This window comes from Tsuneonella amylolytica (assembly GCF_003626915.1).
Classification (GTDB): Bacteria; Pseudomonadota; Alphaproteobacteria; order Sphingomonadales; family Sphingomonadaceae; genus Tsuneonella; species Tsuneonella amylolytica.
In genome coordinates this window covers 2,120,031-2,131,601 of record NZ_CP032570.1, presented here as the reverse complement: position 1 = coordinate 2,131,601, position 11,571 = coordinate 2,120,031, and the positions used below count along the sequence as shown (strand labels likewise).

Sequence of the window (11,571 nt, the reverse complement as noted above, 5' to 3'; positions counted from 1 at the left end):
TCTTACTCTTCCTCTGTCTCGAAAGATTCTTCCTCGGCACCAGCGGTGTCGAGCGGTTTGGTGGCGGCGATGAGCGCGTCGGTGAGGACGAGCTGCGCCGAATGGATCCGGTCGCGCGGAACGACGACTTCGCCCGCCTTGCGATCGGCGATGGTCACGTCGTTCCCGTCGATACCCTGGAGCTCGCCCTTCAGCACGCGCTGGCCGTCATGGCTCTTGTCCATGACGATGCGCGCCTCGTGCCCGGCCCAGTTCGCGAAATCCTTCGCGCGCGTCAGCGGACGATCGATGCCGGGGCTGCTGACCTCGAGGTGGTAGGCGCCCGCGATCAGTTCCTCGCCGGCTTCCTCGGCTGCATCCATCGCATCGCTGATGCGGCGGCTGAGCGCAGCGCACTGGTCGATGATGAGCTGTCCGGTCGCCGGATCCTCGGCCATGACCTGCAGCGCCTCGCCGCCGTCGCCGGCTTCGGACGGCATCATCTTCACCCGCACGAGCTCGAGCCCGAGCGCGGCGGCTTCGGGTTCGATCAGTTCGGTCAGGCGGGCGATGTCGGCCAAGCAATTCTCCGGTATTCGTTCGGCAAAGCGGTCCGGTGCCGGCCCCCGAAGGCGCCAGCCCCTTGATCTCGCGATGTCGGGATGGATGGCCAGATAGGCGCGAGTGCCGCCAAAAGCAAGCCGTCTAGTCAGCGCCTTCGGCCAGTCCGTGCTTCTTGATACAGTGGCGCAGCTGGTCGTAGCTGAGGCCCAGTGCCTTGGCGGTCTGGCGCTGGTTCCAGCGATTGCGACCGAGGGCATGTTCGACGATCGCCCGCTCGTGCGCATCGACCGCCGCGCGCAGGTCGGCGATCGAATCGTAGTCGGCCGCGGCAGGCGACGCCGACGGAGCGGCCGCGGTGCCGGCTTCCGCCGGATCCTTGCGCCGGGGAGAGGCGGCGGGCTTCCACGGGCTGTCGAACGGATCGAAGACGACGTGCCCGACCGGGTTCTCGAAATCGCCCCAGCGATAGACCGCCCGTTCGACCACGTTGCGCAATTCGCGCACGTTGCCGGGCCACAGGTGATCCTCGAGCTGCTGGCGCACGTGGTCGGCAAAGCCGGGCCAGGCGTCCCATCGCAGCTCGCTCGCCATGCGGCGGCCGAAGAATTCGGCGAGCACCTGCACATCGCCCTCGCGCACGCGCAGCGGGGGCAAGGTGATGACCTCGAAGCTGAGCCGATCGAGCAGGTCCGCGCGAAAGCGACCGGTGTCGGCGAGCTGCGGCAGGTCCTCGTTGGTCGCGGCCACGATCCGCACGTCGACCCGGATCGGACGGTTGGAGCCGATGCGGGTGACCTCGCCGTATTCGACCGCGCGCAGCAGCCTTTCCTGCGCTTGCATGGAGAGGGTCGCCAGTTCGTCGAGGAACAGCGTGCCCCTGTCGGCTTCCTCGAACCGGCCCGCCCGCGCCCGCGTGGCGCCGGTGAAGGCCCCCGCCTCGTGCCCGAACAGCTCGGCCTCGATCAGCGTTTCGGGTAGCGCCGCGCAGTTCATCGTGACCAGCGGCTCGCCCCACCGGGCCGACAGGCGGTGGAGGCGTTCGGCAATCAGTTCCTTGCCCGTTCCGCGCTCCCCGATCACCAGTACTGGGCGTGTCATCGGCGCGGCCTGGCTCGCGCGGTCGACCGCGTCGAGAAAGGCATCCGACTGCCCGATGAACTGGCTTTCCCGCTCCATGGCCCAACAAATAGCGAAAAGTCCCGAACCTCGGCAAGGGGCACCACAATGTTGTTCGTCGAAAACCCGGATGCACCCGTAAATTCGAATTGGCACGCGGCTTGCTGATAGGTGAACAAGCCCGTTCCGGCGGGCAGGAATGGACAGGAGACCACAATGTTCGATCGCCGCTTTCTCGAGACCCGCCTCGGCCAGGCCGCCGCAGCGAGCGTCGCCGCGATGGCGCTGTTCGTCGCCCTCAGCTCGCAAGTGCAGGCGACCCCCGCCTACGCCTTCGACGGCGTGGTGACGGCGAAGGAGGTCTCGTGAACAAGCCCCCTTACACCGATGACCGGCTCGGGAACGACCCCCTAGGGCCGGAGCGCGACGTCCCCCCCCGGCACGGGTCCCAGACCCCCCGTGCAGACGCTCCGGCCCGTCCTCATGTTTCTCAGGCTCAGCCCTTCGCTCGTCAGAGCCGGCTGGACGAGGAGATCGATCGCCTTCGCCGCAGCCCCACCCCCACGCAGTCGCCGCGCGAAGCGCGCGACATCGCCAACTATGGAGTCGCATTCATGGGTATCTTCAGCCGCACGCGGGACATCATCGCGGCGAACTTCAACGACATGCTCGACAAGGCGGACGACCCGTCGAAGATGATCCGCATGATCATCCTCGAGATGGAGGAGACGCTGGTCGAGGTCCGCGCGAGCGCGGCGCGCACCATCGCCGACCAGAAGGAGATGCATCGCCATACGGTGAAGCTCGAACGGCTGCAGTCGGACTGGTCGGAAAAGGCGCAGCTGGCGCTCAGCAAGGACCGCGAGGACCTCGCCCGCGCGGCGCTCGTCGAAAAGAAGAAGGCCGGCGACATGGCCGACCAGCTCAAGGAGGAGATCGCCGTCCTCGACGACGCACTGCGCGCCTATGAACAGGACATCGAGAAGCTGCAGGTCCGCCTGCGCGAAGCCCGCAGCCGCCAGACGGCCATCGCGGCCCGACTGGAAAGCGCGGAGAACCGCGTCAAACTGCGCAGCCTGATGACCAACGAACGCGCCGACGAAGCGCTCGCCCGGTTCGACCAGCTCGAGCGCCGGGTGGACTACGCCGAAGGTCGCGCCGACGCGCTGAGCATCGCCGACGGCACCGGCAAGCCGAGCCTGTCGGACGAGATCGCCGCGCTCGCGGGCAAGGACCAGATCGACGACGAACTGGCGCAGATGAAGCGCGCAATGGGAATGGACGATGCCGCGGACGACCAGTCCGGCGACACGCACAAGACGGAAGGGAACTGACCGGTGGAAGAGGTTATCATCGCACTGATCATCTGCGTGGCGCTGCCATGGGTGATCCTGCACTACATCACCAAGTGGAAGACTGCCTCGACGATCACCACCGACGATGAGAGCCTGCTCGACGAACTCTACCATCTCGCCAAGCGTCTCGACGCGCGGATGGATACGGTCGAACGGCTGGTTTCCACCGACGACCCGGGCTTCCGCCCCGCCCGCCTGGTCCACGACAGCGACGAGGACAACGACGCGCTGCGCGAACTCGACCGCCTGATCGCCGAGAAGAAGGGAGTGAAGCAATGAACAGCCCCCGCACCACGCTCTACCGCGACAAGCAGAACGCCAAGCTGATGGGTGTCTGCGCCGGGATCGCCGACTACACCGGGGTCAACGCCCTGTGGGTCCGGCTCGGCTTCATCATCCTGCTGCTGGCGGGCATGGGCCTCATCCTGCCGGTCTACTTCATTGCCGGGCTGCTGCTTAACAAGAAGCCGGCGCACCTCTACGTCGACCAGGAGGAGAGCAAGTACTGGCAGCGCGTCCGCCAGAGCCCCAAGCGCACCGCGCGCGAGATCCGCGGCAAGTTCCGCGAGATCGATCGCCGGCTGGCCGAGGTCGAGACCTACTACGTCACCAGCAATCCGCGCCTGAACGCCGAGATCGAACGGCTGCGCTGAGGTCAGACAAGGGGGAGCATTATCATGGAAGGCACGATCGCCCTCTTCATCCCGATCATCGCGCTGATGATCCCGATCTTCGCGATCTGGACCCGGCACCAGCAGAAGATCGCCGCGATGCAGGTCAACACCACCGCCGAGGCGACCGCCGAGAAGGCCGCCCAGTATTCCAGCAAGGTCCAGTCGCTCGAGGACCGCGTCCGCGTGCTCGAACGCATCGTGACCGACAAGGGATACGACGTCGCGACCCAGATCGAGGCGCTGCGCGACCAGCGGCGGGTGGACGAAGCGGACAGCGGCGTGTCGATCGATACCCTCAGGAAGGAGCGAGTCTGATGGAAAAGCTCGCTCTTATCGAGATGATCGCCCCCACCGTGGCGATCGTCGGCACTGCCGGTATGCTCGGCTGGGTCGTCACCACTTGGATGCGGATCAAACACGGCTACCCGCTAGACGGCGCGTGGGGCCAGGCGGTCTATCCGAAGACCGACGGCGAAGCGCAGGAGCGGATCAAGCTGCTCTCGCAGGAGAACGCCCAGCTTCGCGCCGAGGTCGGCTCGATGAAGGACCGCCTCGCCACCGTCGAGCGGATCGTCACCGACAGCGGCTATCATTTGACGCAGGACATCGAACGCCTGCGCGACCGGTCGGAGAAGATGCAATGAGCCTGTGGACCATGATTTTCCTGATCGTGCTGGTGGGCTGCATTACCTCGGTCATGACCGAGCGGTACAAGGCGCTCGCTAAATCCGATCGGCAAGGACAGGACCGGCAGCAGCCCGAACGTTTCGCCGCGGAGAACGCCGCGCAGAAGCGCGAGCTCGAGGATTTGCGCGAACGCATCAAGGTGCTCGAACGCATCGCGACCGATGCGAACTCCGCCTCGGCACTCGAAGCCCGCCGGGTCTCCGACGAGATCGAGGCGCTGCGCGACCGCCAGGATTCCTGAAGCCCACAGGTTCAAGGGAGGACCTCTGTCATGTTGAGCGACAACCTGATCTACTCGGCCACTTCGCTGACCGCCATCGCCATCGTCGCCTTCGCGATGTTGCGCGGCTGGCAGGGCTGGCTTACTCTCAAGGAGCGCGAGCTTGACCGCTCTGATGATCTGCGCCGCATCGCGCCCCACTCGCGGGACGATGGCCCCGATACGGGCAGCGCGCTAGGCGCTGCGCGGATCGAAATCAGCGACCTCAAGGAACGCATCCGCAAGCTGGAGGCGATCGCGAGCGGGGTGGACCTGTGAACGGCGCCGCGAACAGCGCTGCGGGAGCCGGCATCGGCCTTGGTTCGGCGATCGCGGTAGCGATCAGCTGGAACCTCCATCAGTCGATTGTGTGGGCGGCGATCCATGGCGTCCTTAGCTGGATCTACGTGATCTACTACGCGATCACCCGCCCGGGCGGACTGGCGGCCTAGCCTGGGGCACGCTAGAGGCCCGCTCGATGCGCAGCCTTCAAGATATTGCCGAGGAATACGAGTTCCTCGACGCCGACGACCGCTATCGCCTGTTGATCGAACTCGGCCGCGAACTCGACGAGATGCCCGCCCCGCTCAAAACGGATGCCACTCTCGTGCGGGGCTGTTCGGCTGCGGTCTGGGTCTATCCGACGGGGGATGCCGGGCGCCTTCATTTTCTGGCCGACAGCAACGCTGCGATCACCAAGGGAATCGTCGCTCTCGTCGTCGCCGCGGTGCAGGACCGGCCGGCCGATGAAGTCGCCGCGATGGACGTGGCCGACGAACTCGCCCCCTTCGATCTCAAGCATCAGCTCAGCAGCAACCGCACCCAGGGCGTGCCCAACATGATCGCGCTCGTTCAGGAACACGCGGCGCGGATCGCCGCGGGATAGCTGCATGCGGGCGCTGTACGCCGGTCTCGGTCTGCTGAGCGTCGCACTCGGCGCGGTCGGCGCGGTCCTGCCGATCATGCCCACGGTGCCGTTCCTGCTGCTGGCGGTCTACTTCTTCGCCCGCAGCAATCCGGAATGGGAACGGAAGATCCTCGATCACCCGCATTGGGGTCCGCAAGTGCGTGATTGGCGCGAACGCCGCGCCATCTCGCGCAAGGCCAAAGTGCTTGCGATCCTCGCGATGGCAGCCGGCACGGTGTTCACGTGGTATACGCTGGGGGCGCCGTGGTACTACGTCTCGATCGCGGTACTGGTGATCGCGGGCGGCTGGATTGCGACCCGCAACGAATAAGACGGACCGCTCAGGCCCCCACACTCTCGCGCACGACGGCGATCCCCGCCTCGCGCTGGCGCTTCAGTTCGGCCTTCAGCTTCGCGGGATCCTGCGCGAAGACGAAACCGAAACTGACCCCGCCGTCCTTGCCGACGGTAGCGTGGTGCAGTTTATGGGCTTGCACCAGACGCTTGGCATAGCCGCGCTTAGGCACCCACCGAAACCATCGCTGGTGGACGAGGCCATCGTGCACCGCGGTGTAAATTACGCCGTAGATCAGGATGCCGAGACCGATCCACGTGCCCGGCCACCACGCGCGGTCGCCCATCACGAGCTTGCTGCCGACCGCGAACATCGAGATGCTCATCGCCGCGCCGACGATGGCGTAGAGGTCGTTCTTTTCGAGCGCGTTGTCGTGGGGTTCGTGGTGATCGCGGTGCCAGCCCCAGCCGAACCCGTGCATCACGTACTTGTGGCTCGCCCACGCGACGAGTTCCATGCCAAGCACGGAAGCGATCACGATGAGGGTGGGAATGAGCCAGTCCATCGACCGGAATATAGGTCAGTCGGCGGGGAAAAAGAACCGCGCGATTTCCTCGCCGATGCGGGCGGGGCGAAGGCTCTGCGCATCGACGCAGCACCATGCGCTCTGCACTTCGGCGAGCACTTCCTCGCCGCGGCGGATGATCGTGCTGTAAAACGCGCGTGCGCCGTGCACCTTTTCCAGCACGGTGCTGGCGATTACCTCGTCGTCGAGGAAGGCGGGGCGGCGGTAGGTGATCTCGTGCTTGAGCGCGACCCACAGTCGTTCGGCCACCGCGTGCGGCGGCGCGAGTTTCTGCCAGTGGGCAAGGACGGCGTCCTGCACCCAGCCCAGGTAGCGCGCATTGTTCACGTGGCCCATAAAGTCGATGTCTTCGGGCACGATGCGAATCGGATGGGCGAAGGGGGTTGCTGACATGAATGTCAATATAGGCGAAACGCGTTACCTTTCCATGACTTTCTCCCGCTGAAACCTGCCGGCGGGGCGGCCCAAAGATTTCCCTCTTTGCCCCGCATCGGGCCCGGTCCTAGCCCCGGTCCATGGCCAGCCGCCCCCGCACCCTCTACGAAAAGATCTGGGACGCCCACGTAGTCGAGACGCGAGGCGACGGTACCGCCCTCCTCTATATCGACCGGCATCTGGTTCATGAGGTGACCAGCCCGCAGGCGTTCGAGGCGCTGCGCGTATCCGGGCGTACCGTGCGCCGGCCGGACCTGACGCTCGCCGTACCGGACCACAACCTGCCGACCACGGCCCGGCTCGACGCAAGCGGCGCGCGCCTGCCGATCGCCGACCCGGAAAGCGCCGCCCAGCTCGCCGCTCTCGAGCGCAATGCGCCGGCTTTCGGCATCGAATATATCGGCGCGACCGACGCGGCGCAGGGCATCGTCCACGTCGTGGGGCCCGAGCAGGGGTTCTCGCTGCCCGGCGCCACGATCGTATGCGGCGACAGCCACACCGCCGCGCACGGCGGCGTCGGCGCACTCGCGTTCGGGATCGGCACCAGCGAGGTCGAGCACGTCCTTGCTACGCAGACCCTGCTGCTGACGCGGTCGAGGACGATGGAAGTGCGAGTCGAGGGCGCGCTCGGCCCCGGCGTGACGGCCAAGGACCTCATCCTCCACATCGTCGGCCGGCTCGGCACCGCCGGCGGCACCGGCCATGTCATCGAATACCGCGGCCCGGTGTTCGAGGCCATGAGCGTCGAGGGCCGGCTGACGGTCTGCAACATGAGCATCGAGGCCGGTGCGCGCGCGGGACTGATCGCCCCCGACGACACCGTGTTTAATTACCTGCGCGGACGCCCCTACGCCCCGCGAGGAGCCGATTGGGACCGCGCGGTCGCGTGGTGGCGCATGCTGCATTCCGATTCGGGCGCCCGGTTCGACGCCTCGATCACCATCGATGCCAGCGCCATCGAGCCCACCGTGACCTGGGGCACCAGCCCCGAGGACGTCGCCCCCATCGGCGGCACGGTACCCGATCCCGCCGCCTTTCCCGACCCCGCCAAGCAGGACGCGGCGCGCAAGAGCCTCGCCTACATGGGCCTCGAGCCCGGCCAGGCCCTTGCCGACATCGCGATCGAGAACGTCTTCATCGGCAGCTGCACCAACAGCCGCATCGAAGACCTGCGCGCGGCGGCGCAGGTGCTGCGCGGGCGGAGCAAGGCGCCGGGCGTCAAATGGGCCATCGTCGTCCCGGGGTCGGGCCTCGTGAAGCGGCAGGCCGAGGCCGAGGGTCTGGACAGGGTCTTCACGGAGGCGGGCCTCGAATGGCGCGAGCCGGGCTGTTCGGCGTGCCTCGCGATGAACCCCGACAAGGTCCCGCCGGGAGAACGCTGCGCTTCCACCTCCAACCGCAACTTCGTGGGTCGGCAGGGCCCCGGTGCGCGCACCCACCTCGTCAGCCCGGCGATGGCCGCGGCCGCGGCGGTCACGGGCAGGCTGACGGATGTCCGCAAGCTGGCTTGACCGCGTGCCGAACCGCGGCGCACAATCGGCGCCGAGAGGAACCGCAATGCTTCGCCCCCTGACACTTGCCCTCGCTCTGCTCGCCGCCCCCGCCGCCGCGCAGGACGCACCCGCCGCCGTATCGCTCACTCGGCTCGATTGCGGCCGCGCGACCGAGGCGTGGCCGCTGAACGCGTTCGACGACACGGGCGCGGCGGCCAACGAGAAGAAGGCGCTCGTCGGATCGTGCTACCTGATCCGCCACGGCAGCCGCACGCTGCTGTGGGACACCGGCATCGATCCGGCCACCAGCGGCGATCCCGACGGCGGCTTCATTCTCGACCGCACGCTCGTCAGCCAGCTCGAGCAGATGGGCCTGAAGCCCGCGGACATCGAGTTCGTCGGCGTCAGCCACTACCACTACGACCACGTCGGGCAGGCGAAGGAGTTTCCCGTCTCGACGTTGCTGATCGGCAAGGCGGACTGGGACGCGATCACCCACGACCCGCCGCTCGGCAACTCCGATCCGAAGATGTTCGCGCCGTGGATTTCCGGCGGCGCGAAGATGGAGACGTTCACCGGCGACAAGGACGTGTTCGGCGACCGCAGCGTCGTCATCCTGGCGATGCCGGGGCATACCCCCGGCCACCACGCGCTGCTGGTCCGGCTGGCCGGAATGGGTCCTGTCATGCTCACCGGCGATCTTGCCCACTTTACCGCGAATTACGAGCGCGAGGGCGTGCCGACCTTCAACACCGACCGCGCCGACACGCTTGCCTCGTTCGACCGTTTCAAGAAGATGGCGAAAAACGTCGGCGCGAAAGTGATCATCCAGCACGAACCCGCCGATGTGGCCCTGCTGCCCGCCTTTCCCGAGGCCGCGAAATAGGCGCGCGCAAGGCAGCTTTCGCGCCCGTCGCGGACGCGCGCGCCCGCGTATTGATCCTCGGCAGCCTGCCCGGCGAGGCGTCGCTGGCCGCGGGACGGTACTACGCCCATCCGCAGAACCGCTTCTGGCACCTGGTTGGCCGCGCGATCGGCCGCGATCTCGTCTCGCTCGACTACCCCGACCGCCTTGCCGCATTGCAGGCAGCGGGCATCGCATTGTGGGACACGGTCGCCTCGGCGCGGCGGAACGGCAGCCTCGACACAGCGATACGCGACGCCGAGCATGCGCCGTTGCAGGACCTCCTCGCCCGCTTGCCCGCCTTGCAAGCGGTTGCTTTCAACGGTCGCAAGGCGGGCCTTATCGGCAGGCCCCAGCTCGAAGGCACCGGGCTCGCGCTGATCGACCTGCCCTCGTCCTCCCCAGCTTACGCCGCGATGCCGTTGCCGCGCAAAGAGGCGCTTTGGGCGCGGCTAGCCGATTTCCTCGCGTGACCCCTTGCGCGGCCGAGCGGGCGTCCGCATGGATGGTGCATGACTAGCAAGCTCACCGGGAAGGCCGTGGCCGCGGGTGCCGCCATCGGGTCCGCCGCGATCGCCGCCGCTTTGCTTTATGCGAGCAAACGCAAGGACGAGCGCAAGAAACCCCGGCAACTGCCTTCGATCCCTTCGGGCGAACCGCCGGAAACCGACTGATGCAGCCGGTTCGCCAGGTGGAAGGGCCCGCCATTCCCTACGGCGCGAAGAACGTCGATACCGACGTCATCATTCCCGCGCACTGGCTGAAGACGGTCACGCGTGAAGGGCTCGGCAAGGGCGCGTTCGAGACTGTCCGCGCGGAGCCGGGCAACGTGTTCGACGATCCCGCCTATTCCGATGCGCCAATCCTGATTGCGGGCGACAACTTCGGGTGCGGATCGAGCCGCGAACACGCCGCCTGGGCCCTGCTCGACCTTGGCATCCGCGCGGTCGTCGCGCCCAGCTTTTCCGACATTTTTTCGGGCAACGCGTTCAAGAATGGCATCCTTGCCGTGGCGTTGCCGCAGGATCAGATCGACCGCCTGCTGGTCGTGGCGAAGGACCAGCCGATCGCGATCGACCTCGAAAACCAGGTCGTTACCACCCCTTATCAGGATCGCTTCACCTTCGAGATCGACCCGTTCCGCAAGCAATGCCTGCTGGAAGGGCTCGACGAGGTAGGCCTCACGCTCGCGCGCGACGAGGCGATAACCACATACGAAAGCCGGCAGGCGCGCGACATGCCCTGGCTGGCCCATGGAACGGAGAGAGCCGCATGAAAGCCTTACGCAGCCACGCCACCGGCGGACCCGAAACGCTGACCCTCGACGAGATCGACGATCCCGTCGCCGGGCCGGGCCAGATCGTCGTCGCGGTGAAGGCCTGCGCGATCAATTATCCCGACGCGCTCATCATCAAGGACATGTACCAGTTCAAGCCGCCCCGCCCCTTCGCCCCGGGCGGCGAGATCGCCGGCGTGGTCGAATCGGTCGGCGAAGGCGTGACCCAATTCAAGGCCGGCGACCATGTGTTCGGCGGCATCGGCAGCGGGGGCCTGGTCGAAAAGGTCGCGGTTGATGCCAAGCGCATGTTCCCCGTCCCCGATGGCGTGCCGCTGGAAAAGGCCGCGTCGTTGATGATGACCTACGGCACCACGATCCACGGGCTCAAGGATCGCGGACACATCAAGGAAGGCGACGTGATGCTCGTGCTCGGCGCGGCGGGCGGCGTGGGCCTCTCGGCGGTCGAACTGGGCAAGGCGTTCGGCGCGAGAGTGATCGCCGCCGTCTCGAGCGAGGAAAAGGGCGAGGTCGCGCGCAAAGCCGGCGCCGACGAGGTCGTGATCTATCCCAAGGGCGAAATGTCCAAGGACGAGAGCAAGGAACTCGCCAACAAGTTCAAGGCGGCCTGCGGACCCGACGGCGCGAACATCGTTTACGACATCGTCGGAGGGCAATACTCCGAACCTGCGCTCCGCTCGATCGCGTGGGAGGGCAGGTTCCTCGTGGTCGGCTTCCCCGCAGGCATCGCGAAGATGCCGCTCAACCTGACCCTGCTCAAGAGCTGCGACATCTGCGGCGTGTTCTGGGGTGCCTTCACCGCGCGCGAGCCGGAGAAGTTTCGCGCGCAAGCAGCCGAACTGTTCGACCTTTTGAAGGCGGGCAAGATCGACCCGCTGATCTCCGAGACCTACCCCCTCGAACGCGGGGGCGAGGCGATCGCGAAGCTTGAAAACCGGCAGGCGGTGGGCAAGCTCGTCGTCATGATGGACTAGCGCCGCGTTGCGCCGCACCGTATGGCGCGGCGACACACAGTTCTGA

Annotated in this window: 21 protein-coding genes; 17 read left to right on the top strand and 4 right to left on the bottom strand. The window is 66.7% G+C overall.

Annotated features, from left to right (window positions below):
- Positions 1–2: 2 nt before the first annotated feature.
- The gene (rimP, locus tag D4766_RS10445; RefSeq protein ID WP_120717403.1) at positions 3–560 is read right to left on the bottom strand and encodes a ribosome maturation protein RimP; all 558 of its coding nucleotides are present in this window, start codon (positions 558–560) and stop codon (positions 3–5) included.
- A gap of 124 nt (positions 561–684) precedes the next feature.
- Positions 685–1,719, bottom strand: a complete 1,035-nt coding sequence (gene pspF / locus D4766_RS10440) for a phage shock protein operon transcriptional activator (RefSeq protein ID WP_120717402.1) — start codon at positions 1,717–1,719, stop codon at positions 685–687.
- Positions 1,720–1,875: 156 nt separating this feature from the next.
- Here pspF and D4766_RS13865 point away from each other — a divergent pair, with 156 nt between their 5' ends.
- The 11 genes from D4766_RS13865 to D4766_RS10395 all read left to right on the top strand — a co-directional run bounded on the left by D4766_RS13865 (position 1,876) and on the right by D4766_RS10395 (position 5,872).
- Positions 1,876–2,028 (top strand): hypothetical protein, encoded by a 153-nt coding sequence (locus tag D4766_RS13865; protein WP_162935744.1) that lies wholly within the window; start codon positions 1,876–1,878, stop codon positions 2,026–2,028.
- 152 nt (positions 2,029–2,180) lie between these two features.
- On the top strand, positions 2,181–2,993 hold the full coding sequence (pspA, locus tag D4766_RS10435; protein WP_407701514.1) for a phage shock protein PspA: 813 nt from the start codon (positions 2,181–2,183) through the stop codon (positions 2,991–2,993).
- Positions 2,994–2,996: 3 nt separating this feature from the next.
- Positions 2,997–3,293, top strand: coding sequence for an envelope stress response membrane protein PspB (gene pspB, locus D4766_RS10430; RefSeq protein ID WP_120717400.1), 297 nt, complete (start codon positions 2,997–2,999; stop codon positions 3,291–3,293).
- Positions 3,290–3,667: an envelope stress response membrane protein PspC gene (gene pspC, locus D4766_RS10425; protein WP_120717399.1), complete on the top strand. Its 378-nt coding sequence runs from the start codon at positions 3,290–3,292 to the stop codon at positions 3,665–3,667. Before pspB ends, pspC begins: the two co-directional genes overlap by 4 nt.
- 24 nt (positions 3,668–3,691) lie before the next feature.
- Positions 3,692–4,003 carry a hypothetical protein gene (locus tag D4766_RS10420; protein ID WP_120717398.1) on the top strand — a complete coding sequence of 104 codons (312 nt, stop codon included), beginning with the start codon at positions 3,692–3,694 and terminating at the stop codon, positions 4,001–4,003.
- Positions 4,003–4,332 carry a hypothetical protein gene (locus D4766_RS10415; RefSeq protein ID WP_194955762.1) on the top strand — a complete coding sequence of 110 codons (330 nt, stop codon included), beginning with the start codon at positions 4,003–4,005 and terminating at the stop codon, positions 4,330–4,332. The genes D4766_RS10420 and D4766_RS10415 overlap by 1 nt, the downstream gene beginning before the upstream one ends.
- Entirely contained in the window at positions 4,329–4,616 is a 288-nt protein-coding gene (locus D4766_RS10410) for a hypothetical protein (protein ID WP_120717397.1), read from the top strand. The genes D4766_RS10415 and D4766_RS10410 overlap by 4 nt, the downstream gene beginning before the upstream one ends.
- 33 nt (positions 4,617–4,649) lie before the next feature.
- Positions 4,650–4,913 carry a hypothetical protein gene (locus D4766_RS10405; RefSeq protein WP_407701513.1) on the top strand — a complete coding sequence of 88 codons (264 nt, stop codon included), beginning with the start codon at positions 4,650–4,652 and terminating at the stop codon, positions 4,911–4,913.
- Complete coding sequence (locus D4766_RS13860) at positions 4,910–5,086, top strand: hypothetical protein (protein WP_162935743.1); 177 nt, start codon at positions 4,910–4,912, stop codon at positions 5,084–5,086. The genes D4766_RS10405 and D4766_RS13860 overlap by 4 nt, the downstream gene beginning before the upstream one ends.
- Before the next feature lie 26 nt (positions 5,087–5,112).
- On the top strand, positions 5,113–5,520 hold the full coding sequence (locus tag D4766_RS10400; protein WP_120717395.1) for a SufE family protein: 408 nt from the start codon (positions 5,113–5,115) through the stop codon (positions 5,518–5,520).
- 4 nt (positions 5,521–5,524) lie between these two features.
- Complete coding sequence (locus tag D4766_RS10395) at positions 5,525–5,872, top strand: YbaN family protein (RefSeq protein WP_120717394.1); 348 nt, start codon at positions 5,525–5,527, stop codon at positions 5,870–5,872.
- 10 nt (positions 5,873–5,882) lie between these two features.
- On the opposite strand, the gene D4766_RS10390 is transcribed toward D4766_RS10395, so the two are convergent.
- Together D4766_RS10390 and D4766_RS10385 are read right to left on the bottom strand one after the other, a co-directional pair.
- Positions 5,883–6,401 carry a sterol desaturase family protein gene (locus tag D4766_RS10390; protein ID WP_120717393.1) on the bottom strand — a complete coding sequence of 173 codons (519 nt, stop codon included), beginning with the start codon at positions 6,399–6,401 and terminating at the stop codon, positions 5,883–5,885.
- Between the two features lie 15 nt (positions 6,402–6,416).
- A complete protein-coding gene (locus D4766_RS10385) occupies positions 6,417–6,815 on the bottom strand; it encodes an acyl-CoA thioesterase (RefSeq protein ID WP_194955761.1) in 399 nt (132 codons plus the stop codon).
- A gap of 122 nt (positions 6,816–6,937) precedes the next feature.
- Between D4766_RS10385 and leuC the strand changes: the two genes are divergently transcribed.
- From leuC to D4766_RS10355, 6 genes are read left to right on the top strand one after another with little or no spacing between them, the layout of a single operon-like run.
- Entirely contained in the window at positions 6,938–8,368 is a 1,431-nt protein-coding gene (leuC, locus tag D4766_RS10380) for a 3-isopropylmalate dehydratase large subunit (protein ID WP_120717391.1), read from the top strand.
- A gap of 46 nt (positions 8,369–8,414) precedes the next feature.
- Positions 8,415–9,236 (top strand): N-acyl homoserine lactonase family protein, encoded by an 822-nt coding sequence (locus tag D4766_RS10375; protein WP_120717390.1) that lies wholly within the window; start codon positions 8,415–8,417, stop codon positions 9,234–9,236.
- Positions 9,233–9,727 (top strand): DNA-deoxyinosine glycosylase, encoded by a 495-nt coding sequence (locus D4766_RS10370; RefSeq protein ID WP_120718174.1) that lies wholly within the window; start codon positions 9,233–9,235, stop codon positions 9,725–9,727. Before D4766_RS10375 ends, D4766_RS10370 begins: the two co-directional genes overlap by 4 nt.
- Before the next feature lie 39 nt (positions 9,728–9,766).
- Complete coding sequence (locus D4766_RS10365) at positions 9,767–9,928, top strand: isopropylmalate isomerase (protein WP_120717389.1); 162 nt, start codon at positions 9,767–9,769, stop codon at positions 9,926–9,928.
- Positions 9,928–10,530 carry a 3-isopropylmalate dehydratase small subunit gene (leuD, locus tag D4766_RS10360; RefSeq protein ID WP_120717388.1) on the top strand — a complete coding sequence of 201 codons (603 nt, stop codon included), beginning with the start codon at positions 9,928–9,930 and terminating at the stop codon, positions 10,528–10,530. The genes D4766_RS10365 and leuD overlap by 1 nt, the downstream gene beginning before the upstream one ends.
- Positions 10,527–11,525: an NADPH:quinone oxidoreductase family protein gene (locus D4766_RS10355; protein ID WP_120717387.1), complete on the top strand. Its 999-nt coding sequence runs from the start codon at positions 10,527–10,529 to the stop codon at positions 11,523–11,525. Before leuD ends, D4766_RS10355 begins: the two co-directional genes overlap by 4 nt.
- The last annotated feature ends 46 nt before the right edge of the window (positions 11,526–11,571 follow it).